The sequence below is a fragment of the Bradyrhizobium sp. AUGA SZCCT0158 genome (assembly GCF_018130065.1).
Lineage (GTDB): Bacteria > Pseudomonadota > Alphaproteobacteria > Rhizobiales > Xanthobacteraceae > Bradyrhizobium.
In genome coordinates, this window is sequence record NZ_JAFCME010000004.1 from 324020 (window position 1) to 349865 (window position 25846).

At 63.4% G+C, this 25846-nt stretch carries 22 protein-coding genes and 1 pseudogene; 8 read left to right on the forward strand and 15 right to left on the reverse strand.

From position 1 onward, the window contains the following. Positions 1–1065, reverse strand: coding sequence for a hypothetical protein (locus tag JQ574_RS08325; RefSeq protein ID WP_212207994.1), 1065 nt, complete (start codon positions 1063–1065; stop codon positions 1–3). Between the two features lie 264 nt (positions 1066–1329). Between JQ574_RS08325 and JQ574_RS35655 the strand changes: the two genes are divergently transcribed. After that, positions 1330–1722, forward strand: coding sequence for a hypothetical protein (locus JQ574_RS35655; RefSeq protein WP_212207995.1), 393 nt, complete (start codon positions 1330–1332; stop codon positions 1720–1722). Positions 1723–2349: 627 nt separating this feature from the next. On the opposite strand, the gene JQ574_RS08335 is transcribed toward JQ574_RS35655, so the two are convergent. Continuing rightward, positions 2350–3645 (reverse strand): caspase family protein, encoded by a 1296-nt coding sequence (locus JQ574_RS08335; RefSeq protein WP_249119203.1) that lies wholly within the window; start codon positions 3643–3645, stop codon positions 2350–2352. Positions 3646–3918: 273 nt separating this feature from the next. On the opposite strand from JQ574_RS08335, the gene JQ574_RS08340 reads away from it, so the two are divergent. Continuing rightward, entirely contained in the window at positions 3919–5595 is a 1677-nt protein-coding gene (locus JQ574_RS08340) for a tannase/feruloyl esterase family alpha/beta hydrolase (RefSeq protein ID WP_212207998.1), read from the forward strand. A 36-nt stretch (positions 5596–5631) separates the two neighbouring features. Here the strand turns inward: JQ574_RS08340 and JQ574_RS08345 are convergent, their stop codons facing one another. After that, on the reverse strand, positions 5632–6186 hold the full coding sequence (locus tag JQ574_RS08345; protein WP_212207999.1) for an alpha/beta hydrolase: 555 nt from the start codon (positions 6184–6186) through the stop codon (positions 5632–5634). 111 nt (positions 6187–6297) lie between these two features. On the opposite strand from JQ574_RS08345, the gene JQ574_RS08350 reads away from it, so the two are divergent. Beyond that, entirely contained in the window at positions 6298–6780 is a 483-nt protein-coding gene (locus JQ574_RS08350; protein ID WP_212208000.1) for an Lrp/AsnC family transcriptional regulator, read from the forward strand. Between the two features lie 99 nt (positions 6781–6879). On the opposite strand, the gene JQ574_RS08355 is transcribed toward JQ574_RS08350, so the two are convergent. The 8 genes and pseudogenes from JQ574_RS08355 to lptF form a co-directional block, all read right to left on the reverse strand. Beyond that, entirely contained in the window at positions 6880–7104 is a 225-nt protein-coding gene (locus tag JQ574_RS08355) for a hypothetical protein (protein WP_192740718.1), read from the reverse strand. Positions 7105–7560: 456 nt separating this feature from the next. Next, positions 7561–8619: an alcohol dehydrogenase gene (locus JQ574_RS08360; RefSeq protein ID WP_212208001.1), complete on the reverse strand. Its 1059-nt coding sequence runs from the start codon at positions 8617–8619 to the stop codon at positions 7561–7563. 12 nt (positions 8620–8631) lie between these two features. Beyond that, positions 8632–9498: a 16S rRNA (adenine(1518)-N(6)/adenine(1519)-N(6))-dimethyltransferase RsmA gene (rsmA, locus tag JQ574_RS08365; protein ID WP_212208002.1), complete on the reverse strand. Its 867-nt coding sequence runs from the start codon at positions 9496–9498 to the stop codon at positions 8632–8634. Positions 9499–9569: 71 nt separating this feature from the next. Then, positions 9570–10565, reverse strand: a pseudogene (gene pdxA / locus JQ574_RS08370) (4-hydroxythreonine-4-phosphate dehydrogenase PdxA); the annotation flags it as partial. A 3-nt stretch (positions 10566–10568) separates the two neighbouring features. Continuing rightward, positions 10569–11516, reverse strand: coding sequence for a SurA N-terminal domain-containing protein (locus JQ574_RS08375; RefSeq protein ID WP_409363385.1), 948 nt, complete (start codon positions 11514–11516; stop codon positions 10569–10571). A 65-nt stretch (positions 11517–11581) separates the two neighbouring features. Beyond that, on the reverse strand, positions 11582–13981 hold the full coding sequence (locus JQ574_RS08380; protein ID WP_212208040.1) for an LPS-assembly protein LptD: 2400 nt from the start codon (positions 13979–13981) through the stop codon (positions 11582–11584). 98 nt (positions 13982–14079) lie between these two features. Continuing rightward, positions 14080–15177, reverse strand: a complete 1098-nt coding sequence (lptG, locus tag JQ574_RS08385) for an LPS export ABC transporter permease LptG (protein ID WP_212208004.1) — start codon at positions 15175–15177, stop codon at positions 14080–14082. After that, positions 15174–16340, reverse strand: a complete 1167-nt coding sequence (gene lptF, locus JQ574_RS08390; RefSeq protein ID WP_212208005.1) for an LPS export ABC transporter permease LptF — start codon at positions 16338–16340, stop codon at positions 15174–15176. The genes lptG and lptF overlap by 4 nt, the downstream gene beginning before the upstream one ends. Positions 16341–16704: 364 nt before the next feature. Here lptF and JQ574_RS08395 point away from each other — a divergent pair, with 364 nt between their 5' ends. The 3 genes from JQ574_RS08395 (at position 16705) to JQ574_RS08405 (ending at position 19347) form a co-directional block, all read left to right on the forward strand. Further along, positions 16705–18204: a leucyl aminopeptidase gene (locus JQ574_RS08395; RefSeq protein ID WP_212208006.1), complete on the forward strand. Its 1500-nt coding sequence runs from the start codon at positions 16705–16707 to the stop codon at positions 18202–18204. Between the two features lie 33 nt (positions 18205–18237). Next, positions 18238–18690: a DNA polymerase III subunit chi gene (locus JQ574_RS08400; protein ID WP_212208007.1), complete on the forward strand. Its 453-nt coding sequence runs from the start codon at positions 18238–18240 to the stop codon at positions 18688–18690. Between the two features lie 165 nt (positions 18691–18855). Next, the gene (locus JQ574_RS08405; RefSeq protein ID WP_409363387.1) at positions 18856–19347 is read left to right on the forward strand and encodes a hypothetical protein; all 492 of its coding nucleotides are present in this window, start codon (positions 18856–18858) and stop codon (positions 19345–19347) included. Positions 19348–19400: 53 nt separating this feature from the next. On the opposite strand, the gene JQ574_RS08410 is transcribed toward JQ574_RS08405, so the two are convergent. From JQ574_RS08410 to JQ574_RS08420, 3 genes are all read right to left on the reverse strand, one after another. Then, complete coding sequence (locus JQ574_RS08410) at positions 19401–20129, reverse strand: class I SAM-dependent methyltransferase (protein WP_212208008.1); 729 nt, start codon at positions 20127–20129, stop codon at positions 19401–19403. Positions 20130–20172: 43 nt separating this feature from the next. Further along, positions 20173–22047: an ABC-F family ATP-binding cassette domain-containing protein gene (locus tag JQ574_RS08415; protein ID WP_212208009.1), complete on the reverse strand. Its 1875-nt coding sequence runs from the start codon at positions 22045–22047 to the stop codon at positions 20173–20175. A gap of 96 nt (positions 22048–22143) precedes the next feature. Continuing rightward, on the reverse strand, positions 22144–22629 hold the full coding sequence (locus JQ574_RS08420; protein ID WP_212208044.1) for a hypothetical protein: 486 nt from the start codon (positions 22627–22629) through the stop codon (positions 22144–22146). Between the two features lie 231 nt (positions 22630–22860). Between JQ574_RS08420 and ndk the strand changes: the two genes are divergently transcribed. Then, positions 22861–23283 carry a nucleoside-diphosphate kinase gene (gene ndk / locus JQ574_RS08425; RefSeq protein ID WP_211994617.1) on the forward strand — a complete coding sequence of 141 codons (423 nt, stop codon included), beginning with the start codon at positions 22861–22863 and terminating at the stop codon, positions 23281–23283. A gap of 60 nt (positions 23284–23343) precedes the next feature. Continuing rightward, a complete protein-coding gene (locus JQ574_RS08430) occupies positions 23344–24183 on the forward strand; it encodes a TerC family protein (RefSeq protein WP_212208010.1) in 840 nt (279 codons plus the stop codon). A gap of 160 nt (positions 24184–24343) precedes the next feature. On the opposite strand, the gene ppx is transcribed toward JQ574_RS08430, so the two are convergent. Next, entirely contained in the window at positions 24344–25846 is a 1503-nt protein-coding gene (gene ppx / locus JQ574_RS08435; protein WP_212208011.1) for an exopolyphosphatase, read from the reverse strand.

Genomic DNA, 25846 nt, shown 5'->3' on the forward strand with positions numbered 1-25846 from the left:
TTACGTGTGCGCGCTGCGCGCCAATCGCGCCAGCATCTCGGTCACCCGCCGCTCCGGATCGTCCGGTGCGCGCGGATCGCGGGGAAGGTCTTGGGGGGCAACGTTGCGGGTAGTATTGCTGCGCCAGACCGGCGTCTCGTCCGGGAACATCGATGGCGAGGTCCGTTCGGTCGGGACCGAATCCCAGATCGCTCGGCGATCACTGCGCGCTTCCAGCGGGATCGCCTGCGCGCGGCCGAACCGGTAAACCAGACTTGCTGTAATTCCTGCCAGCGCGAGTGCACCAGCCATTACCAGCAGCAGCATCTGCATCGATGCCGACCGTCTTTCCTGCGATGCGTCAGCGACAGCGAGCGCAACCGGGGCGACGGCGGGCGGCGGCGCCGTTGCGGGATTGGTTTGAAGGCTTTGGGTTTGAACGTCCTGGGTTTGCAGGCTCTGGGTTTGGAGGCTCTGGGTCTGCGGGGGTTGAGCCTGCTGGCTTTGCGCTGGCTCGGCCGCGGCAAGGCGCGGACCGCTCGAAGAGGTGACGCCCGAGGATTCCGGCCAGCGCGATGCGATGGATGATGGCGGCGCGTCCGGTGCGGTTGGTGTGGCCGCAAGTTGGCTATTTGCGATGCTGGCAACGGGCACGGCGCCCGTGCTCTTTGGTTCGATCAGATCCTCGACGCGTGCTTGCGGCGCGGTCAGTTCGGCGCGCGCGTTGGCGATCGATTTGCGCGCATTGATGCTCTGCTGCGGCGAAACGGCATCGGCCGTTTCCGCCGGTGCGGAGTCCGATGCTGCAGGCGCGGATGAAGATTCCTTCGGCGCGGCGCGCGCAGTCTTGTTCTTCGCTTCGCCGATGTACCAGCAATTGCGTTTGGTGGCGTGATCGGTCCGGTAATACCAATGACCGCCTGCCGGCAAAGCCCCTTTTGGACGCGTCAGGCAGGTGTCCGCCGTTTTCGCGCTGTTCTCCTTGCTGTTATCTTTGGCGGCGTCCTGAGCAACGGCAGCGAAACTGGTTCCCGCCAGAATACTGGCGAAGAACGCCGAGATGAATTTCGCTGAACGCTTTGACATGGCCATCCCCGATAATGATACGCGACGCTTACGCGACACTTACGTCTCAAGTTTTCGTTAAAGACTTGGGTCGTAATGGGCCGCAATTTCGGAGCGGGTAGGGCATAATTGGGGCTCGCCAGCCCAATATGCGAAGCGGGCGGAAGCCTAGAAAACAGGCGCGAACGCTACTGTTTGCTGGCCGTCCACGTTCCACCGCAACCGGTCGATTGCCGGAACGTTCCGGAACCACTGCGGCCGGAGAGACGGCCGGAACTGGTGACCGTGAGGCCGTTGAAATTGCCGACCGTGCGGGCGGAACCGTTGCCGCTGACGCTGCCACTGACGCCTTGGGCGATGATCCTGCCGCTGGTCACGACCACCGCGCTAGTCGTAGTGCCGCCGCAGCCGACCGATGTAACCATCCACGCGCCGTCGAAATTGCCGCCGCTACCGCCACCACTGCGCGAGGCGCGGCGTGGGCTCTCGGCTTCGGGCTTGCTGCGCCGTGCGGGCTTCTCCGTCTCAATCGCGCGCGGCGTGGCGCGAGATCCGGACAGTGATTTCTCGTCATTGCCGATGCTGCCGCCGGCGCTGCCGGATTGCGCCAGGCTGACGCTTGCTCCGAATGCGGCTGACATCAACAGGGAGAACAAAGCAATCCTGACCGAGCGTTGACCGGCGGCGTTTTGCATAAGCAGGTGCCTTCAATTCTTCGAATGTAATGCCGACCTTAACTGAGACGAGCGCGAGCCAAGTGCGATGTTACTGTTTCGACGCTGTCCACGTTCCGGAACAGCCGTCCGATCGCCTGAACGTTCCGGAGCCGCTGCGGCCCGAGAAACGGCCGGAGCTGCGCCAACTCAAACCCGAGACGGATCCGCCTGACGTCGTCGAGCCACTTGAACTGACCTGACCGGAACTCAATTCACCCGAGATCCTGCCGCCGCTGATCACGAACCGCTCGGTGCTGTTGCCGCAGCCTTGGGATTGGGCAACCCATGTGCCGTCGAAATTGCCACCACCACCGCCACCGCTCTTCCGCGAAGCGCGACGCGATTCCTCGGGTTCGGGCCTCGGTTTGCTGCGTCGTGCAGGTTTTTCGGTCTCAACCGCCCGCGGCGTCGTGCGCGATCCCGACAGCGATTTCTCGTCATTGCCGATGCTGCCGCCGGCACTGCCGGATTGCGCGAAGCTGGTCGTTCCGAACCCAACCGACATCAAAAGGCAGAGCACACCAACCTTGATCGAACGTTGAACAGCGTTTTGCATGAACCGGTGCTTTCAATGTCTCGAATGTAAAATCTAGCGGCCGGATCCATCGGCGCAGACCGCACCGATGACGCGGCAAGACTTGCCAGCCTTGTTGCACTCGCCAAGCGCGGCCTCCTTGGCGCGCTGGACCGTGTCGCGCTGAACCAGCGAGTAAGAATTCCCCGAAATCGCAAACGCGCCGCAGCGCGATCCATAGAAGCTGAGCTCGAGCGGACATTTGCTCGATCCGCAATTCTTGAGTGCATCGTCGACCGCCGCGCGCCGCGACGCGTGATTCCAGGAGATGCCCCATTTGTTGCTGTCAGGGCCGTAGACGATCGAGCCCCAGGGCTTGAGATCGTCCATCTTGCGCAGCCGCGTCAGCACGCCCTCGGTGGCCTCACCGGTCGGCGTCATGCTGCTCTTGGCCTGAAACTGGCTGATCGCCAGCCGCATGCCGTTCTTGCTGTCGAGCGGCTCCGGATCGAAATTGAGCTCGTAGAGCCGGTCGCTCAATTCCCTGAGCAGCGCCACGTCCTTGATCGGGATCCGGTCGGGATCGGGGCGTAGCGTGCTGGAGAGCTGCGGCGCCGGTTGCGGTGCGACTGCGACTTGCGGCGAGGCGGGCGAACTCGGCGCGACAAAGTAAAACGTGCCGTCGATCGGCGAAGACGACACCCAGGGCTGCTGCGCGCCGCCGGTCTCGCGCTTCACCGCGAGGCCGACCTGGTTGAAGGTCTGGAAAATATCGAGGCCCGATTGCTTGATCGTCGCCGCCAGCGCCTTGGTGTAGGGGCTGTTGCCGCCGGTGCCGTCCTGCGCGACGTTGCCGGGCTGCGTCGCGTAGGAAATCAGCGTGCCTTCCGGCGCGCGCATCTGGGCGAGCCCGCCGTCGGAGGCGCGCAGGCCGCGCGCGCCGAACGGATTGTTACGGCAGGCATCGAGGATCACCATGTTGAGCCGCGTGCCCGAGCCCTGCATCTGGCGCAGCACGAGGTTGACGTCCACCATCTGGAAATCGACATCGGCCTCGCGCGTCGGATTGGCGCCGACTGGAACCAGATAGTTCGAACCCGCCACCTGAACGCCGTGGCCGGCGTAGTAGAACAGCGCGACATCGGCGCCCTGGACCTGGCGGCCGAAATTCTGCACGGCAGTGTCCATGGCCGATTTGTCGAGATCGAGCTGGGCGCGGCCGCCGACCAGGGTAAAACCGAGACCGGCGAGCGTGTTTGCCATCAGCGCCGCGTCGTTGCGGGGATTGTCGAGCCGGGGAACGTTTTGATAGGCGGAGTTGCCCACGACCAGCGCGATACGTTTCTCGGCAGCGGCGGGCGCGGTTGACATCAGCGACAGCAGAATCGCCAACGCTGCAAACGCCCAGACTTTGCCGTCGAAAGCCCCGCGCATTTCCAATAATTCCCCGCAATATGCCGGCAGGATACCAGCCTGCGTGGCCCGGGAAAAGCGGGCCGGATGTCCGATCGGTGCGGCGTAATGTTTCGACAGCGTCGCTGCGCGGTGCGGTGCGTCGCTGCAGGGCCGAGGCGTGACGCCGGTCAGGCTTTGTGGCAGTTTCGCCTGACAGGACCCAAAAAGTGAAGTCCGCGGGGGGGTCGCATGATCACGAAGTTCGCCGCATCGCGCGCAATCACGACGACGGTATTTCTATCCGGCCTCATCGCACTGCCAGCCTTGGCCGCTGCGGCCGAGCGGCCTCTCGGCGCCGACCCGGTCGCGGCATGCGCCGCATTGTCGGGTGCGGGCAGCGGTGCGATCAAGGTCGACGCGGCCGCGCTGACCGAGCCGAAGCCGCTGACCGTCGCGCCGGGCGGACCAACCCCCGCCGCCCGCATCAGTCCCGCGACCCCGCAATTCTGCCGCGTGCTGGGTCATATCGATCCGACCGATCCGAAGGCGCCGCCGATCCGCTTTCAGCTCAATCTGCCGCTGCAATGGAACGGCCGCTCGGTGCAGTATGGCGGCGGCGGATTCAACGGCGTGTTGATCACCGCCCTCAGCCTGCCGCCGGCCGCCCCGTTCGACAGCGCCTCGCCGCTGGCGCGGGGGTTTGCGACCTACGGCACTGACTCCGGTCACGAGACCAAGCCGGGCGAACCGCCTCAGCTGTTTGCTGCGAACGACGAGGCCTTCGTCAATTTTGCACATGCCTCCTACAAGAAAGTGCGCGACGCTGCCGCCATGCTGATGGAGCGGGCCTACGGCGCGAAGCCCGAGCGGATGTATTTCGTCGGCAGTTCGGAAGGCGGACGCGAGGGCCTCACGATGGCGCAGCGTTATCCCGCAGATTTCGACGGCATCTTCGCCCGCGTTCCCGTAATTAACTGGGTCGGGCTGCAGCATGCCGGCACCCGCGCCGGCCTTGCGACGATGGGCGAGGGCTGGATTCGCCCGGCGCAGGTCAAGCTTGTGCACGACGCGGTGCTCGCGGCCTGCGATGCGCAGGACGGCGTCGCCGACGCCCTGGTGGGAGATGCGGTCGGCTGCAAGGCGCGCTTCGACCCGGCGAAACTGCTCTGCGCCAGCGGGGCTGGCGGCGACACGTGCCTCAGCGAAGCGCAGGTCAACGCCATTCGCACGCTGCTTGCACCCTATAAATTCCCGTTCGCGCTCGCCAACGGCATCACCGAATATCCGGGCTGGGGCGTTTCCGGCGAAGCGACGAAATCCTACGGCCCGACCGGCGGATGGAGTGCGTGGTGGCTGGGCTCCGCGCCTCCGGCGTTGCCACCGGTGCCCGCCAACGGCATCGCCTGGGTCTACGGTGCAGGCGGCATCGCGCACATCTTCGCGCGCGATCCGAATTTCGATGTCCGCAAATACCGGGTGGAGGATTTCGCCGAGCGGGTGCGCGAGGTTTCCGCGCTGATGGATTCGACCAATCCTGACCTCAGCGCGTTCAAGACCCGTGGCGGCAAGCTCATCATGCTCGAATACATGGCCGACTACGCGCAGAGCCCCTACGCGGGGATCGGCTATTTCGAACAGGTGCAGAAGCGGATGGGTGAGGCGGCGACCGCCGAATTCGTCCGCCTCTATGCCGCGCCCGGTGTCGATCACGTCGGCAGCGGCGCACCGTCGAGCGTCGACATGCTGTCGGTTCTCGTCGATTGGGTGGAGCAGGGCCGCGCGCCTGGCGATCTCGTCGTCGTCGAACAGCAGCCCGCGCTGCCGATCACCGTCGATCGCTCACTGCCGCTGTGCCAATGGCCGGCCTGGCCGCAATACAAGGCGGGCGATTCCAAGAGCGCAGCCAGCTTCGTCTGCGCGCGGTGATGCGGGCGGTCTCGATCCGATCTGGAGGCGGGTGCTCTAACTGTCTCGCCGTCGGTTCGCGGTGCCGGCGGCGAAAGCTGCGAGCAACGCCTTTCCCTGCGGCCAGTTCTCAAGCTTGCTGGTCTCGTTGATGTGTCCGAGTTGTCCGACCTCAACGATACCGCATCCCCACTGGTTCGCTCTCTCTCGGGCATATTCGACCGGGCCATACGGGTCGTCCGCGCTCGCGACGATGAGTGAGGGAAACCTGAATTCCGTCCGCGGCGGATTGGCAAAACTGGCGGCCTCGACGGGGAAGGCCTGCGCTTCCGGGTTCGGAACCGCCACGAGGAAAGCGCCAGCTACAGGCGTCGTTGAAACTTGCTGCCAATGCGCCACCAAGAGGCACCCCAGGCTGTGAGCGATGAGAAGCGGCGCCTGCCGGGCTGCACCCACCGCGCGATCAAGCGCCGCGATCCAGTCATCGAGTTCAGGCTGATTCCAGTCCGAGGGTTGAAGGCGGTGCCATCGCGGGTTTGCGTCTTCCCAGCGGGTTTGCCAGTGCAACTCACCCGATCCTCCGATTCCCGGCACCATAATGATCTCAACCATGTCCGCTCCGTTATCCCTTGTGACGGGACAAAGTTGACGTCTTCCGTTGCGATCGGGAATGGGAAATGATCGGAAAAGAAGCGTGCGCACCGATGGATTTAAGGTTCACCCATGTCATCCCGAGAAAACAACGTCGTAGCCCTCGATCCCACAGACATCGCGATCATCGAAGCCATGCAGGAGGATGGACGTATCGCGATGTCAGAGCTTGGCCGGAGGGTCGGACTTTCTCAGCCCGCGACGTCCGAACGGGTCAAGCGACTGGAGGAGCGCGGCGTCATTACCGGCTATGGCGCTCGAATTAACCCTGCCGCGCTGGGCCTCCGAATGATGGCCGTAATCCGCGTGCGCACGACCCACGAACATATTCAATCCTGCCTGAAGCAGTTCTCCGAAATGCCTCACGTCCTGGAGGTGCTGCGACTGACCGGAGAGGATTGTTTCATCCTCAAGGTTTTCGTGCCGTCCCCGCAACAACTGGAAACGATCGTGGACGCTGTGGCCAGGCACGGCGCTGTGACGACGTCGCTGGTGTTGCGCAGCGAGCAGCCCAAGCCGATCGGTCGCAAGTTGATTCAGCTCGCCGGTGCGTGACGACTTGTCTTTCAGTCGTCATGTCTACGGTGACAGTGCACTCGGACGCATCGCAGCAATTCGCAAGATCATGCGCTCATGGTGCACGACCGGACGATTTCATCCGCGGCCGATAGTCTCGAGCGGAGTGCGGTAGAGCTCGTTGCTGTCCCCGTCAGTAACGCGCACGGCACATCCTGTCGAACACAGCTCGGGACGAACGATGCAAAGCTCGTTCGCGAGGCTATCTGCTTTATCGATCGCGTAATCTGTGTTCTCGAGGATCATGCCGCCCTGGTTTTTAAACTCAGCACCGACGACGAGATCAAAATTGAAGTATGGCATTAGAGCCCCCTGCCAAATTCCAACTGCATGGAATCTAACCTGAGTCCGCTTGGTTCCATCATTACAATTCCGCGCGCGACATCTGATTGCGGTCGTCTGTTGCGTTTCGGTATCGCGACCGCATCATCGCGTGCACATCGACGAGGCACCTGCGGGTCGCTCGGCTGCAGCATGCTGCCCATGAAGATCGATCTCGATTCGAAAACGCGCAGCACCTTCAAGCGATGGCAAGCGCAAGCGGCCTAGGATACCTTGCTTGACCTCAAGCCTGTTATTCAACGACCGGACAAGATTCGCTTTGGCTGGTTGAATAGAGGAAGAAAGATCAGGAGTAACACCGCCAACGATTCCGTGGAACTACGGTGACGGTGCAACTAACTTACCGGTAATGCCTCGGAAGACGCGACAGCGTCGCTGTTGCCGCAATTCATGGCAACGCTGCGCGCCTGCATCGCCTCAGTTCTTCAGAACGATACGCCCGACCACCTTGCCGGCGCGCAACTCGTCGATCCATTTCTGGACGTCGGTCATCGGTTCTTCCTTCATCGGCGTCGGCTTGATCTTGCCGGCGCGCGCCAGCGCCATCAATTCCTTGCCCTCGGCCAGGGTGCCCACCATGAATCCTTCGATGGTCATGCGCTTGTAGACCCATTGCACCATCGGCAGGCTGAAATTTCCGCCCATCAGGCCGGAGACCACGATCTTGCCGCCGCGCGCCACGACCGAGACCGCAAAGGCCATCGATTTTTCATTGCCGGCAAAGTCGACGATCTCGTCGAAGCCGCCCTCGGTCTCCTTGATCATGCGCTTGACCACGTCGGGCTCTGCCGGGTCGTAAGCGACAGCGGCGCCATTTTTCAAGGCGCTCTCGCGCGCAGCCGAGCTTAAATCCGCTACCGCGATCTTCTGCGTGAACATCGCCTGCGCGAATGACAGTCCCATCATGCCGACGCCGCCGAGCCCGATCAGCAGCAGATTGCGCTGCCGCGGACGATCGACCAGGCGCTTGAGCGCGCCATAGGCGGTGACGCCGGAGCACATCAGCGTCGCGGCCTGGTTGACCGGCAGCGGATCGTAATCCAGCAAATATTTCGCGTCGGGCACCAGCACGTGGCTGGCAAAGCCGCCGTCGATGGAGACGCCGAGGAAACGCTGCTTGACGCAGAGGTTCTCGTCGCCGTTCGCGCAGTCGCGGCACTGGCCGCAACCGATCCAGGGAAATACCGCCTGCTTCTTTCCGATCAGGGCCTTCGGCGCATCGGGGCCGACTTCCTCGACGACGCCGGCAATCTCATGGCCGAGCGTGAACGGCAGCGTCATGCCGCGCGTGGTATCGAGCCTCTTGCCGCCGCCGAGATCGGCGTAGCCGTCCTGGATATGCAGGTCCGAGTGGCACAGCCCGCAACGTTCGATGCGGACCAGGACTTCGTTGCCTTGAGGCTTGGGCGTGTCGACGATGGTTTCGCACAGGGGCGCATCGAATTTGACCAGCGATTGGCGACGCATCAGCGCCATGGCATTTTCTCCTCAGGGAACGTTTGATTTGGTGGTTCGTATATTGGTCAATTCACGGGCCATGGCAACAAAGCCGGATACCGGGATCGTCTCGGCGCGCCGGGTCGCATCGACGCCGGCGGCGGCGGCCAGCCGGGCCGGATCGACCGAGAGCGATTTGAGGCTCTGGCGCAGCATTTTCCGGCGCTGGCCGAAGGCTGCAGCTGCCACCTGCTCGAGCGCGCGGCGGTCGCACGGCTCCGGCGCGCCGCGCGGCACCAGCCGCACCACCGACGACGTAACCTTGGGCTGCGGCACGAAGGCGGCCGGCGATATGTCGAACAGGATCTTGGTCTCGGCGCGCCAGTTGGCCAGCACGGCGAGCCGTCCATAGGCCTCGTCGTCTTCTTTCGCGACGATCCGCTCGGCGACCTCGCGCTGAAACATCAGCACCATCATGTCATACCAGGGCGGCCACGGTTCAATCGAGAGCCAGTCCACCAATAATTGCGTGGCGATGTTGTAGGGCAGGTTGGCGACGATCTTGGCTGGCTCGCCGCCGAGCAGGGGGCGGGGATCGAAATGCTGCGCGTCGGCATGCACGATCTCCAGCCGTCCCGGGTAGCGCCTGGCGATATAGTCGAGCGGAGCAAGCGCGCGTTCGTCGCGCTCGACCGCGATGACGCGCCGCGCGCCCAGTGCCAGCAACGCGCGCGTCAGCCCGCCGGGGCCGGGGCCTACCTCGATGATGGTGGCGCCCTCGAGCGGACCCGCGGCGCGCGCGATCCGTGCTGTGAGGTTGAGGTCGAGCAGAAAATTCTGGCCGAGCGATTTGCGGGCCGACAGGGAGTGTTCGCGGATGACGTCGCGCAGCGGCGGCAGATCGTCGATCGCGCTCATTCAGGGGTGGAGCCTTTTTGATTTGACGCGTTTTCTTGACGCGAACCGGTATCCACTTCGCTGGAAAACGCTCTGGCCGCCGCCATGCGTGCGGCGAGCCGCAACGCCGCGACGAGGCTCGACGGATTGGCGCGGCCGGTGCCGGCGATGTCGAACGCGGTGCCGTGATCGGGCGAGGTGCGGATAAACGGCAATCCCAGCGTGACGTTGACGGCGTCCTCGAACGCGATGGTCTTGATCGGGATCAGCGCCTGATCGTGATACATGCAGATCGCGCAGTCGTAGGTTTTCCGCGCGGCTTCGTGAAACATGGTGTCGGCGGGCAACGGCCCCCGGACCTCGATGCCGTCGCGCCGCAGGATGTCGATGGCCGGCGCCACCACCTCGATGTCTTCCATGCCGAGCGAGCCGTCTTCGCCGGCATGCGGATTGAGGCCTGATACGGCCAGACGCGGGCTGGCGAGGCCAAAGCGGGCTTTCAGGTCGGCCACCGCGATGCGGGCCGTCGTCACGATCAGATCGGTCGAAAGCTGCGCGAGCGCGTCGCGCACCGATAGATGGATCGTCACCGGCACCACCGCGAGCGCCGGCGACCACAGCATCATTACCGGCTGCGGTGCCGCCCCGCCATTGGCGGCAAGCTCGGCGAGAAATTCGGTATGGCCGGGATGACGGAAGCCGGCGCGGTACAGCACGCTCTTGGCGATCGGGTTGGTGACAACGGCGCTGGCCCGTCCGGCCCGGACATGGTCGACGGCCTGACGGATGGAAGCGAGTGCGGCGCTTGCGCTGGTGCTGTCCGGCCGGCCCGGCGCCGCGGTTGCGACTTCGCCCGTCGCCACGACAGGCAATGCGCTGCCAAAAGCTGTGGCCGCATCCTCCGGACTGGTGTCCGCAAGTTCGATTTTCAATCCGAGAATCTTCGCCCGCTCGGCGAAGCAGTTGCGATCGCCGAGCAGATAGAACGGCGGCAGGCCGAGTTCGTTACGCCGGAGCCACGCTGCAATGGCGATGTCGGGACCGATGCCCGCAGGCTCGCCGGATGTCAGCGCGAGGGGCTTTGCCATGCATCAACGACATTCGATCATTGCGGCTTTGCGGATCTCGGCCAGATAGGCTTTCTGCTTCGCCTCGAACTTCTCGGTATACATCTTTTCGCGGATTTCCCGCTTCTTCGGCGAATCGACGGTGGTGGGCTTCCTGCTGCACAGGGCAACCATTTCCACGCCCTGCTTGGTGATCTCGGGCGGGGTCAGATGGCCGATCGGAGTCTTGTCGAGCAGCTCACGCAACGGGGGAGCAAGCTCGGTCGATGTTTTCGTGACGGAATCGCGGATCGTGCCGTTCTGCATCGCCTTGAAATAGGAGTTGGCCGCCTCGCAGCTCTGGACGCGCTCGCGCAGGACTTCGGCTTCCTTCTTCCGCGCTTCGATCGCGCTCGGCGGGGAGCCCCGCGGCACCAGCAGCACGATCGGCTGCATCTTGTATTCGAAGGCTTCGACCTTCGTCGCTTCGCCGCCTTCCTGGGCGGCGGCGTTGACTTCCTTTTCGCCGACCTGGAGGCTCTCCTTGTAGCGGCCGCGCACCAGGCTGGTCCAAACCATCTCGGCCTTCAGGCGCGCCTTCAGGGTCTCCGGCCGGATGCCCTGACTTTCCAGTGATTTTGTCAGCTGCTCAGTCGAGATTCGCATCCGCGAACCCATCTGGGCGTAGGACTGATCGACATCGCTCGCCGTGGGGTCGACGCCGAATTTCTTGGCTTCCCGGATCTTCACCTTTTCGTCGATCAGCTGGTCGATCACTTCCTGGCGGGGCATCTGCTTGCGGGTCGTCAGGAAGTTCAGCTTGGTGCGCTGCTCGATATCGAGATTGGTGATGGGCTCGCCAGTGACCATACAGGCGATCGATTGCGCGTGCAGGTGAGTGCCGCTGCTGGTGAGCATGGCGAGCGCAACCGAGCAGCCTGCGATCCGGGACCGGAGGCGATGATGTCGAGGCTTGATAGTCGTCATGCTCATGTCAGGCGCATCAACCAATTCGATCCGCAATACGCCGGGAACTGTTCGACAAGGCTTCGCCCACGCTACTGAAGGCCGCCGGCGCCGGTGGCCGACGTGGACGAATTCGCGATGGTCCGCAGTCCGATCTGAAGCATGAACCCGTGACTGAGGACCGGCGGCGTGGTGCCGGCGGAATAGGTGTAGGACGTCACATAATTGGCAGCGAGTACGAAGCAGTCGTCCACATAGCCTGCGCCGATGATGTACTGATTGAGCTTGTTGGCTTCAAGATCCCACCGCGCGGAACCCGACACCACCCAGTTCGTCGCCAGCTTGACCGATGCGCTGCCGAGCAGGCCCTCGCGCCGGGTCAGGTACCCAAGGGCCGGCTGCTCCGCATAATTGCCGTACAGCAGGCTGACCGACCAGCGGTCGAACGACGCGCGGCCCTCGGCCTCGAAACGGTTGAGGTTGAGCGTCGCTTCGTCCATGCGCCCGCGCACGCTGAACGTATAGGTCCGGTTGGGCGAATAATTAACGCGGGCGACATAGTCGGAGCGCGTGTTCTGCAGGCCGGAATCGACCCCGGTATTGGTCAGGTCGGCGACCGCGAACGAGTTCATGCCGAACAGCTGATAGGATTGACCGAACAGCACGTTGATGCTGCCGCCGCGGTCGAACTGCGTGGTCGCCTGCACGCCGACATTGGCGCGGCCGCCGCCTTCGATGCGGTCGTAGCCCGAGAACTTGTCCACCGCGAACAAATTGCTGGCGTCGAACACCATGCTCTGCGCGTCTTCGTTGGGCAGCCTGCCGGCAAAGGTCTCGTTGGGGCGGATGATGACCTGCGCGATCGGCTCGATCGTGGTGGTACCCCAGGGCTGAACGTTGATGAAGGGATAGCGATATTCGAGGCCGACGGTCGGCATCACGCGCAGCGCGGTGGTATCGCCGACAGGCAGGAAATTCGAGACGCCCGGCTGATTCGAAATCGAGGCATCGACCGCGTCGACGCGGGCGATCGCGAACGGCGTCCAGATTTGGCCGTAGGGGTCGGTGTACGACCGCCGCCACTGCGCTTCCGCGGTGAACCTTGTGTAGGTGCCGGGGATGCCGCGCAGCAGACACTGCGAGGGGACCCGCGCGAGCGGATCGGCGGACGCGGTGGTGCAGAGCCCGGTGGTGTTTGCGAGCGTCGTGATCGGGTCGAACGCCGCGGTCGAGCGCGACAAGCTGGTGAAGTTGGTCTTGTAGCTGACCTCACCGCCGAAGATCGGACTGTTGATCACGTTGGAATAGTCGATCACCGGATGGATGACCGGAACCTTCTCCTGGCTGCCGGAGAAGCTGAGGTAGTAAATCGTGCGCGCGTCGAAGAAGCTGCGATTGCCGACGCCGGTCAGATAGAGCTGCGAGATCGCTTCGGTCGGCAGGCTCAGGAACGATCCCAGCGCATCCCTGTACTGGGCCAGCCGGTAGTCGGACATGAAGAAGTAGTCGGACAGCAGCACGCCGTCCCAACCCCAGGTCCATTTGTCGTTGATGGCGAACTGGCCCTTGGTTTCGACGCCGCCGCGGAGGTCGCGGTCGCCGGGCTGGCCGGCGAAGGCGCTGCGATCGAGCTGGTTGATGCCATAGGCGCGGATCGCATACGAGCCGTTGATCAGGCGCTGGCGGAATTCGCCCTGAAACAGCACGCCTTGCCGGGTCGTGATACGCGGATTGAAGGTCGCGTCGTAGTCCGGCGCAATCGCCCAATAGAACGGCGTTTCCACGCCGTAGCCGTAGGGCGTGTACGAGCTGAGGAACGGCATCAGGAAGCCGGTCTTGCGCTTCACGGTAGGATCGGGCGTCGAAAAATAGGGCAGATACGCCATCGGCACACCGAAGAATTCGAGCTGGGCGTTCTCGAAATACAGCATCTTCTCGGTCTGGTCGTGGATGATGCGCGCACCCTTGACCTGCCACAAAGGCGGCTTCTTCGGATCGTCCTTGCAGGGCGCGCAGGCGGTATACACGCCGTTTTCGAACACGGTATAATTGCCGCTGGTCCGGTCGGCACGGGTTGCCGCCATCCGCGTCGCATCCTCGGTGTCGACGCGCAGCGAATCGACGAAACCGTCACGGTAGTCGTCGCTCAGATCCATGATGTTGGCGTAGGTGACTTTGCCTTCGGCGTCCGTCAGGCGGATGTTGCCCTCGGCATGCAGGCGCTTGGTCTTCTGGTCGTAGATGACCTTGTCGGCCTCGACGCTGGTGCCGTTGTAAAACATCTGCACGTTGCCGACCGCCGACACACGCTGGTTGTTGTAGTCGTAATCGACCTCGACGGCCTGCACGAGCATTTGCCCGTTGTTGTTGACGGGCCGTGGCGTCGCTTTGGGCGGCCGCGGATTGTAGGTGAAGCCTTGCGCGGAGGCGGGTGCCGTCGAGGCAAGCCCGATCACGCCTGCGAGGGCAAAGCCGGCGAGCAGGGCGATCATCGGGACGCTAACGGTGGCCAAGCGGTTCCGATAGCGGCGCAGCGGGCTGCACCGCCTGAACGCAGGCGACCTCAACTGGCGGGCGGCGACAACGGCCACTACCCGTCCTCCTGGTACAGCAAGGCCAAAAAACCGGTGAGGCCGCCCACGCATACGGGCAACCACGCCGCAGCGATGGGATGCATCAACTCAGCCTTGCTCAAATCCTCAGTTACTTTCGACAGAACGTAGAGCAGAAAGCCCGCACCCACGCCACTCAAAACCATCTTTTGCACGCCGCCCATCCGGAAGAAGCGAAGGCTGACCGACGCCGCCAACATCACCATTGCAGCCAGCAAAAACGGCTGTGCGATGAGCTTGTGATACTGCAAACGGTAGCCGGCGGTCGCAAATCCCGAGCTCTCCGAAGATCGGATATAGCCGGGGAGTTGCCAAAAAGACACAGTTTCCGGGGTCGAGAAACTGTTGCGAATCTGGGCCGGCGTCAGGGTGGTTGTGATGTACAGGTTTTCCTGCTCGATCGGCGGCTTGTCGAGGGAGTATCGGCGCACCGATTTGAACACCCAGCGGCCTTCTTCCAGCGACGCCTCGCGGGCCTCGATTCGTTCCTTGAACTGCAGGTCTGTATCGAATCGGAACACCGTGAGACCGGTCAGCCGCACGCCCTGCCGCTCGCTGCGGGCGGCGTTGATGATGGTCTGACCCTCGCTGTTGATCTGGTTGAGCCAGAATCCGGACGCGTCCTGGATGCCGCCGCCAGGTGCCGAGCCGAACAGTTCGGCCTCCATCCGCTTGGAAAGTTCGCGCAGGTTGGCCGACATCGGGTTGTAGGCGACCGTGGCGATGGTCCCGAGGATGATCGCGCTGGCCAGCGCCGGCGAGATGAACTGCCAGGCCGATACGCCGGCGGCGCGCGCGACCACGAGTTCGAGCCGCCGCGACAGCGCAAGGTAGCAGGTCATCGCGCCGATCAGGACGCAGAACGGCATCAGCTTTTCGAGCAGCTGCGGCACGCGGTACAGCGAAGTCTGCGCGACCGTGATCGCCGACGCCGACGCCAGCCCCGAGGTCTTGCGCACCATTTCGATGTAGTCGACCAGCACCAGCAGCACGAAGATGCTCGCAAACACGCCCACTGCCGCGACCAGGAAGCGGCCGGCGAAGTATCGCCCGAGCGTATTGGTCAACATGCTCATGCTGTGGCCGGCCGTCCAAAGAGCCGCGCGAGGCGCGCATTCGATTTGTTGATCGCCTCGATCAGGCCGGCCGGCGGTTCCACCACCACGCCGCCGACGATCATCCACAGGCCGACGCCGATCGATGCGAACAGCATCACATACTGGACCAGCGCGGCGGTGGGATTCTTCACCGCCATGACGGAGCAGGCGAATCCGGCCATGCGCAGGCCGAACACCGCGATAATCGAACCGCCGATCGAAAAATTGCGGCTCTGCCGCGTGGTGCGCGGCGTGCCCAGGAACGCGAACGTCAGGACCGCGAACGCGAACGGATACACCGGCGCCATCAAGCGGTCGTGCAATTCGGCGTAAAATTGCCCGCCCAGTTTCTTGAACACCGGGTCGTTTTCATCCGGCGAAGCCAGTTCCCAGAGGTAGCGTTCGCGAATCCCCAGTATCGTGTCGCGCTGATTGGAGAATTTGGACATGTCGAATGCGTAGCGCCCGAACGCCACCAGTGCGGGGTCGCGCTTGCCCGCTTCGAATCGCTCGAGGTTGCCGTCTTCCAGCACGAGATACGAGCCATTCTCGTTCTTCAGCACCGTGCCGTGATCCGCGATGATGGTGACGCGCTCCTTCGGATCGCGGCGATCGTCGACGAAGATGCCGGCGAGCACGCCGCCCGGCAGGCGTTCGCGGATGCGAATCGTCAGGTTCTGGTCGAGCTGGGCGAAACGACCGGGCTGCAGGATGTTGGTCAGCACGTCGGCGGTGATCTCGGCGTCCCATTGCTTGATCCGGCGCATGCCGTCGGGAGCGAGGTAGGCGCCGATGAAGGCGACCATCAGCGCCACCACGCAGGTGGCGTAGAAGAAGGGACGGAACAGCCGGAACGGCGAAAAGCCGGCGGCGTTCATCACGATGATTTCCGAATCGGTGGCGAGCTTGTTCAGCGTGTGGGAGACCGCGATCATCAGCGCGATCGGTGCGATGATCAGAACCAGCGCGGGAATCACCAGGCTGGTGATGCCGAGGAAGGTGATGATGGTCTGACCCTGGCTGGTCATCAGGTCGATGCCGCGCAACGCCTGCGTAATCCAGATCACGCCCGTCAGGCTGACCAGGACCAGCGCAAACGACGCAAGCGTCGTGCGGAAGATATACTTGTCGATCGACCCCATCGTTTACCGCACGATCCCACCTAGCGTGCCAAAAGAGCGGCTTGCGACCAATCCCGAAAACCGGGATCCCCAAGGTCGCGCCGCCAGCCTTTCAGCCATCTACGCTCTCACTACCATCCCTTTGATCCGTCAACAAAATGGCCGGGCCGTGGCACCCCTAGGATATGGTTAATTATTCGGCCCCTGTGGCCTTGCGGCCACGCAGGCGCTTGGCAGCGCCGCGGCTGACAGGCCATAGTGTGGCAAACCAAGGTCCCGGCCGATCGGGACCGCCACCGACGAGACCATTCTGAATACCGCTCCGCGTATCCTTGGGACCGCTTCCGGTCCCGAAATCAGCCCCTGAATTCTGGAGGAATTGCCTATGTCCGACGCCGTCAAGGTCGGCTTTATCCCGTTTTCCGCGGCGGTTCGCGGCATTCTGGTGGTGTTTTGCGACGATGCGCTGAAGTTCGGCGCGGCGACCCGCAAGGCGCTGGGATCAGCGGCCGACACCGTCAAGCGGGCGGCGGCGGCCAACCAGTTCAAGGGCAAAAGCGGCGCGGCGCTGGACATCCTGGCGCCGGAGGGAATCAAGGCGCCGCGGCTGATCGTCGTCGGTCTCGGGAAATCGTCGGCGCTGAAGGAGAAGGATTTTCTCAAATTCGGCGGCGTCACCGCCGGCAAGCTCAATGCCGCCAGCGACGCCGTTACCATCATCGCCGAACTGCCGGATGGCGCGATGCAGCCCGATCAGGCCGCCGCCATCGCGGCGGGCGTCCGGCTGCGCGCCTATAAATTCGACCGCTACAAGACCAAGAAAAAGGACGAAAACGGCGCCTTGCGATCAGATGTTTCGATTGCAGTGGCCGACGTTAATGCTGCGCGAAAAGCCTTCGCGCCGGAATCCCACGTCGTCGACGGCGTGATCATCGCGCGCGAGCTCGTCAACGAGCCGCCGAACGTGCTTTTCCCGATCGAGTTCGCACGCCGCGCCAGTCAGCTCAAGAAGGTCGGCGTCAATGTCGAGGTGCTCGACGTCAAGGCGATGACCAGGCTCGGCATGGGTGCGCTGCTCGGCGTCGGCCAGGGCTCGACCCGGCCCAGCCGCACCGTGATCATGCGCTGGAACGGCGGCAAGAAGGGCGAGCAGCCGGTTGCCTTCATCGGCAAGGGCGTTTGCTTCGACACCGGCGGCATTTCCATCAAGGGCGCCGCCAGCATGGAAGACATGAAAGGCGACATGGGGGGAGCCGCCTGCGTCGTCGGCCTGATGCATGCGCTGGCGGCGCGCAAGGCCAGGATCAACGTGGTCGGCGCCATCGGCCTCGTCGAGAACATGCCTGACGGCAACGCCCAGCGTCCCGGCGACATCGTGACCTCGATGTCGGGGCAGACCATCGAAATCATCAACACCGATGCCGAAGGCCGGCTCGTGCTGGCCGACGTGCTCTGGCACGTCAACAAGAAGTTCAAGCCGAAATTCATGGTCGATCTGGCCACGCTGACCGGCGCGATCATGGTCGCGCTCGGCACCGAACATGCCGGCCTGTTCTCCAACAATGACGAGTTATCGGAACGGCTGAGCAAGGTCGGCCTCGACACTGGCGAGAAAGTCTGGCGACTGCCGCTCGGTCCGGAATACGACAAGCTGATGGATTCGCAATTTGCCGACATGAAGAATGCCGGTGCACGGTACGGCGGCTCGATCACCGCCGCCCAGTTCCTGCAGCGTTTCGTCGACGATACGCCGTGGGCGCATCTCGACATCGCGGGAACCGCGATGGGCGCGCCGAAAACCGACATCAATCAAAGTTGGGGCTCCGGCTACGGCGTGCGATTGCTCGACCGGCTGGTCTCGGAATATTACGAAGCCAAGAAATAGCAGCGCAATATTAGCGGAAGAGCAGAAACCTGCATGACGGAAGTCCTGTTCTACCATTTGCAGAACATGTCGCTCGAAAGCGTCCTGCCGCCGCTGTTGGAAAAGTCGCTGGAGCGGGGCTGGCGCGTGGTCGTGCAATCGACCTCGCAGGAACGCACCGATGCGCTCGATGCGCATCTGTGGACCTACAGCGACGATTCGTTCCTGCCGCACGCCACCTGGCGCGCCGCAGATGCGCCGGATCAGCCCATCATCCTTTCGACTGAGGAGGGCAATCCGAATCGCGCCAATGTCAGGTTCCTGATCGACAATGCCGCACTCCCTGCGGATTCCGACAGCTACGAGCGCCTGGTGCTGGTGTTCAACGGCGACGATGCCGACGCGCTGACCGCGGCGCGTGGCGTCTGGACCGATTGCAAGGCCCGCGGCTTCGAGGTGACCTATTGGCAGGCCGACGAGAGGGGCCGCTGGCAGCGCCGGCAATAGCGATATAAGACAATTAATGATAATTTGAAGTTTCTTCCGGCAGACTTGTGGGTAGCCATGGTCGTGCCGCAAAGTGATGTTGGGACAAGTAGTTACATATCAAGGGCGGGGGAGCCTGGGTCCAGCGTGCGAGACGGAACGTTCAATCGAAAGCCATTGGTGGCGTTGCTTCTGCTCGGTCCCGTGATCGCGGGCTGCAGCAGCGCGCCTGACCTGCTTTCGAAGGATGCCGATTGGTTCTCGCGTCCCGGCCGCGTTTTCATCAAGAGCATTTCGATCGAGACGCCGCCGCTGACGCCGGACAAGCCGGTCACGGCAGAAGAGCTCGTCTCCGCCGACGGCGCCTGTCCGGGAATGGCGCCGCCATCAGGCGCTGCCGACGCCAATGCGCAGGCTGGTACGCCGCCCTCGACGACCGGTAGCGTCGCGCTTGGCCATACCGAATGCGATGTGGTGCGCGGCATCGGCGCGCCCGACAGCGTCAACTTCTCGAATAATCCCCGCGGCGATCGCGTTGCGATCGTCACCTATTCGCGCGGCCAGCGCGCCGGCATCTACACCTTCACCGCTGGACGTCTGTCGTCGATCGAGCGCGGGCCCGAGCCGGTGCAACAGCCGAGGGGCGCCAAGCCGAAGCGAAAGCCGGCGGCGACGTAAGCCGGAATGGTGGAAGTTCGGATCATCAACCCGCTCGGGGAGGTGGCATCCGCTCAGCGTTGAGCGACCACCAACAACATCATCGGCCGCTCCAGTTCTTCAGCCAGATCAGGGTTGCTGGCAACCTCATCGTCTGCGGGACTCCACTCCTGAACATGTCGGATAGTGAAGTTGGCACCGATCAGGATGTTTAGCGTTGTTCCGATCGTCCGGTGATATTTCAGCACGTCTTTCGCGAGCCAATCTGTCCTTCGGGGACCCTCGACGGAATATTGATTGACCGGCCACGTCCTGCGGCCATCACCATCAACCGACCAGCCCGGACGGGTCGGCGCCATGTAGATTGGATGCTCGATCGTGAAGACGAGGTGCGCGCCTGACGTGAGCGAGCGATGCACCGTCCGAACCAGTCTTTCGAAATCCTGCACGTAGTGAAACGCAAGCGAACTATAAGCCAGATCGAAAGAGGCTTCGGGTAGATCGAGATGATCGAGGTCAGCGATCGCATATTCGATGTCCGGATCGCTTGTATCGGCGGTGGCTCGAGCAATCATGTTCTCGGAAATATCCAGCGCGAGGATATGCGCTGCGCCATGCATCTTTGCCCACCGGGCGAACCAGCCGAAGCCGCAGCCGAGATCGACGATCCGCTTGCCGTTGAGATTCGGAAGCAGCGCGCGTATCGCGGGCCATTCCGGAGCGCCGTCGAGCCCGTGCACTGAGCGGCGCAACTTGCCGTAACCGGCAAAAAACTCGGGATTGTCGTAGATGTTCTGCGCCATTCTCGGCTCCGCAGGTACGGGGGCGGTTTGCCCAAGATCGCTTTCAGCCCGTCGCCTCGTCATATTGCGAACTTGCTTCCAGCCAGTTTTCTTCCGCGCGCTGTAGTGCGCTTGCGGCACCGGCGCGGGCCTTGCTGAGCTGGGCGGCCTGCTTCGGATCGCGCGTGAACAGGTCCGGCAGCGCCAGCGCGGTGTCGATCTTGGCGATGATGCCGTTGATGCGCGCGATCTCGGCCTCGGCCTCGGCGATTTTTTGCCGCAGCGGCGTGCGCTTTTCGCCTCGAGAGCGTTCGGGCTTTGCGTTTTCCTTCGCACGCTCATTGCCACGGTCGCGCGAAGCGGGTCTGACGTCGCGGATCGACAGCACCATTTTGCGGTACTCGTCGAGATCGCCGTCATACGTCGTCACGGTCTGGTTGGCGACCACCCACAATTGATCGGCGCAGGCTTCGATCAGATAGCGGTCATGCGAGACCATGATGACGGCGCCGGGAAATTCATTGATCGCTTCGGCGAGGGCGGCGCGGCTGTCGATGTCCAGATGGTTGGTCGGCTCGTCCAGGATGACCATGTTGGGGCCGTAGAACGTCGCGAGGCCGAGCAGCAGCCGCGCCTTTTCGCCGCCCGACAGGCTTTTCACCAGGGTGTCGCCGGCCTTGCCGGAAAATCCGATGGCGCCGACCCGCGCCCGCACCTTGCTCTCGGGCGTCTCGGGCATCAGCTTGCGGACATGGTCGTAGGGCGAGCCATCGAGGTTGAGTTCGTCGACCTGATGCTGCGCGAAATAGCCGACCGACAGTTTTTCCGCGCGCGTGATCCGCCCCGAGAATGGCGGCAGCTTGTTCGCCAGCAGTTTTACAAGTGTCGATTTGCCGTTGCCGTTCGATCCCAGGAGTGCGATGCGGTCCTCGGTGTCGATCCGCAGCGTGACGCGGTTGAGCACGGGCTTTTTGGGATCATAGCCGACCGAGACGTCATCGACCGCGATGATCGGCGGCGACAGCATCTTTTCAGGCGTCGGGAATGAAATCTCGCGCACGTCCTGCGTCACCAGCGCCGTGACCGGCTTCATCCGCTCCAGCATTTTCACGCGCGACTGGGCCTGGCGCGCCTTGGATGCTTTCGCCTTGAAACGGTCGACGAAGGCCTGCAGCCGCTTGCGCTCGTCCATCTGCCGCTTGGCATGCTTGGCGTCGAGCATCTCGCGCGTGGCGCGCTGCTCCTCGAACGACGAATAGGTGCCCTTGTAGAGCGTCAGCTTGCCGCGATCGAGATGCAGGATCTGGTCGACCGACGTGTCCAGGAGATCGCGATCATGGCTGATCACGATCACCGTGCGCGGATAATTTGCCAGATGGTCTTCCAGCCAGAGCGTGCCTTCGAGGTCGAGATAGTTGGTGGGCTCGTCGAGCAGCAGCAAATCGGGCGCCGCGAACAGCGTCGCGGCGAGTGCGACGCGCATGCGCCAGCCGCCGGAGAATTCCGAACAGGGGCGGGCCTGATCCGCGGTCGAGAAGCCGAGGCCCGAGAGGATCGCAGCAGCCCGGGCGGGTGCCGAATGCGCATCGATATCGACCAGCCGGGTCTGGATCTCGGCGATCCGGTGCGGATCGTCGGCGGTCTCAGCTTCCTGCAACAATGCGTCGCGTTCCAGGTCGGCCTTCAGCACGACGTTGATGAGGCTTTCCGGCCCGTCGGGGGCTTCCTGAGCAAGGCTGCCGATGCGCCAGCGCGGAGGTATCGAGATGCTGCCGGATTCGGTCGGAAGATCACCGCGAATCGCGTGAAACAGCGTCGATTTCCCGACGCCGTTGCGGCCGACGAAGCCGACGCGCGCGCCGGGCACGATTTGCACGGAGCTGTCGTCGATCAAAAGCCGTCCGGCGATCCGGATCGAGATGTCGGTGATTGAAAGCATGCGGCCTTGTCACCGGACCCGCCGCCAAACGCAACCGATTTATCTGGCGAATGGGCGCTCCCAAGGCTTAGGCGCTCCAAAGGCTCCCGATACAGGTTAACGCATCTCGTTCTCACGCCGGCGGAGCTCATTGATCAATTGCTGCAAGCGGGGCGAGAGTTCGGTTTCCGGACGCATATACTGCTGCAACCGTTCGCCGACGGCATCGCAGATCGATCGCGAAGTCCGGTGATCGATCTGCTCGAAAACGGGATTGATTTGGCTATCCATGGCGAGTTCCAGCATCGCTTTTGAGTAAATCTGAGCAAGTTGCTGCAGGATAAAGTCATGAGACTGCAATTTGTTTCGGGGTTGCAGAGCTCGTATGCGCGCATCAGAAGCGAGCCGGGGAAACGCTGTCCGCCGGTTCCCTGCATCGACGGGGGCAATAGCGAGGCCGACGAAGAGGGCTCGGCCAATTTCGGAGAAGCCGCGGCAATGCCAAGCGATCGATTGCGAAACACGATCGTCCGATTGCGAAGCGTGATCGAGGGTTCGGCGCGGATGGCGCCATCCGCGAGCTCGCTTCGGATCGGTCCACAACGCCCGATTGCCTGAAAGGCTAACGTGCTGAACGCCCTCGGGCCGGCGTGAAATGGCTGCAGTAAAGGGCTCGAAGCGCTTTCGGCCGAAGGCCCGGCCCGGATGACGATCCGGGGCGGCAGGGGCTGACCAGCGAAATCGCGTCAAAAACGCGGCTTGGTCGCTTGCCGTCGCAGGACTGCGCCGATATAAGCCCCCAACTCTCAATCAGCGTTTTGTAAGGACGTAATCATGGCGATGGAACGCACTTTCTCGATCATCAAACCCGACGCGACCGAGCGCAATCTCACTGGCGCCGTCAACGCGTTGATCGAGAAGGCGGGTCTTCGGATCGTGGCCCAGAAGCGCATTCGCATGACGCGCGAACAGGCCGAAACCTTCTACGCGGTCCACAAGGCGCGTCCGTTCTTCGGCGAACTGGTCGACTTCATGACGTCGGGCCCGGTGGTGGTGCAGGTGTTGCAGGGCGAGGGCGCGGTGCTGAAGTATCGCGACGTGATGGGCGCGACCGATCCATCGAAGGCGGCCGAGGGCACGATCCGCAAGGTTCACGCCAAGTCGATCGGCGAGAACTCGGTGCATGGTTCGGACGCGACGGAAACGGCCGCGATCGAAATCGCGCAGTTCTTCTCCGGCAACGAAATCGTCGGCTAATTCAAAACGCGCGGCGCGCGAGCGCCGTCCAAGGACGGCCACGCGCCGGGGGGAAATGCTGTGAACTGGGTGCTGCAAATTTTCGATCCGGCGACGATCTCGACCTTCTTCACGCAGTTCCAGGCCGAGATGCAGCAGCCCGCCTTCTGGGTCGCGCTCGGCAAGATCATGTGGATCAACATCCTGCTGTCGGGCGACAATGCGCTCGTCATCGCGATGGCGTGCCGCGGGCTGCCGCCGCGCCAGCGGTTCTGGGGCATGATCCTCGGCGCCGGCGTCGCCGTTGGGCTGCGCATCATCTTCACCGGCATCGTCGTGTCGCTGATGGCGCTGCCGTTCCTCAAGCTGGTCGGCGGCCTGGCGCTGCTCTACATCGCGGCCAAGCTGCTCGTGCCCGAACATGAAGGCGAGGGCGACGTTCACGCGGCGGCGCATCTGTGGGCCGCCGTGCGGATCGTGGCGATCGCCGATATCGTGATGAGCCTCGACAACGTGATTGCGGTTGCGGCCGCCGCCAATGGCAGCATTCCGCTGCTGGTGATCGGCCTTGCGATCAGCGTTCCCCTGATCGTTGCCGGTGCGGCGCTGATCATGGCGCTGCTGACGCGCATGCCCGCTCTGGTGTGGGCCGGTGCAGGCCTGCTCGGCTGGGTCGCCGGCGAGGTCATGGCCACCGATCCTGCCGTCGTTCCCTATTTGCGTACGCTTTCCGATGGCCCGGTCGGCGTTTCGCTCGACCGCGTTTTCGGCCCGATCGGCTTGCACTTCGCCAATGGCGGTCATGGTGCAGAGGTGGTGTGCGGCCTGATCGGCATCGCGATCGTGCTGATGATAGGATCGACGTGGCGCAGACGCGCCCAGGAAAAACACGCCGCCGAGCACGCCGCCAAGGCGGCGTAGGGGTTCACACAGCGGAACGCGTAGTGAACTGCTCGCATCGCGACACGGAAACGCCCGGGAATCTCCCGGGCGTTTTTTTGATGTGAGCTCTCGGCGATCCATCGCATCCAAGCTTGGGGCCGTTGTGCAATGAGACAGGGACTCTAGACTAGTTCTGTCTTTACCGCCGCACGATCGATCCGGAGCGTCCGACCAGCCGGGCCAGTTGCTTGAAACGGCTGCCGACCCGGTCGGCGACGAGATCGACCATCCGGTGCTCGAACACCAGCATCAGCTTGCGGCCTTGGCTGCGGAAGTGCGTCGCGGGCAGCACACCGGTTCGCGCCGCCGAGATCAGATGCGCAACGCGGAACGCGGCGCCGAGCATTCTGGCGCGCTCGTCCATGGCGGGTGGCACCAACTCGCGGATCCGCGCCGGCGGTTCGTTTTCCTCGCTGAGACCCGCGTAGCGGTAAAACACCGACAGCGCGACAAAGGCGCGGCCCTGGTGACTGATCGAGCCGAAATTGCCGTTGGTGATCAGGCTTAGCGTCTCTTCGCCGCGATGGTCCGGATGCACCCGCCAGCCGATGTCGGACAGCAGGCATGCGGCGTGGCGCAGCCGGCGTTCCTCCGGCGTTTCGCGCAGCTTGACGACCCTGACCAGACGATCGGTCCACGAGACCAGTTCTTCGGCATGGCGGGCGGAGCGCGACAACAGCTGGTTCAGCGTCTGCGCGGCGCAGATGAATCCATCGAGGGTGCGCTCGGATGGCGGCAGCTTTTCGTACAATAGCCCCTCGCGCACGCCGAAGGTCGAGAACACGATGGTCTTGGGCTTGGCAACGCGAATGATGTGTTCGAGCACCAGCGCCGCGTAGGTCAGCAGCGGCCGCCGCGCGTCGGAGATCATCTCGATATTGGCCAGCATGTTGGCCGCAACCAGTCGCCGCAGCCGCTGCGCGAAGTCGAGCGCGTCCGCCGCCGGGATCGAATAGCCGTGCATCACCCGCAGCGGATAGTCGCTCTGGATGATGTGGATGCGCGCCAGAGCACGCCAGGTGCCGCCGACCGCATAGAAAGTGCGGCCGCGGCCGGCCGTGAGCTGGGCGACGTCGGACAGTTCGTCGGAGACGATTCGCTCGGCTCGCTTCAGCGATTTGTCCGACAGATCCTGCAACGCCAGGCTGCCGAGCGGCAGCGTGACGCCGCTGCGGACGCGGTTGCGGTGCACGTCGATCAGTTCGAGCGAACCGCCGCCGAGATCGCCGACGATGCCGTCGGGATTGTGCACGCCGGAGACGACGCCGAGCGCCGACAATTTGGCCTCGCGCGGTCCCGACAGGATCTGAATGGTGGCGCCGCAGATGCGCTCGGCCTTGGCGATGAAATCGGGGCCGTTGGAGGCGTCGCGGCAGGCCGCCGTGGCGATCGCATAGACGCGGCCGACCTTCTGGATTTTGCACAACGCGCGAAACCGCCGCAGCGCGGTCAGCGCCTTGGCGACGGCGTCGGTCGCCAGCAGCCCCGTGGTCTGGACCTCGCGGCCGAGCCCGCACAGCGCTTTCTCGTTGAAGATCGTGACGAGGCTGCGCGCCATCGTTTCATAGACGACGAGACGAACCGAGTTCGAACCGATATCGATGACGGCGACGCTGCTAGCGCGCTTGCGCGGCCGCTTCAC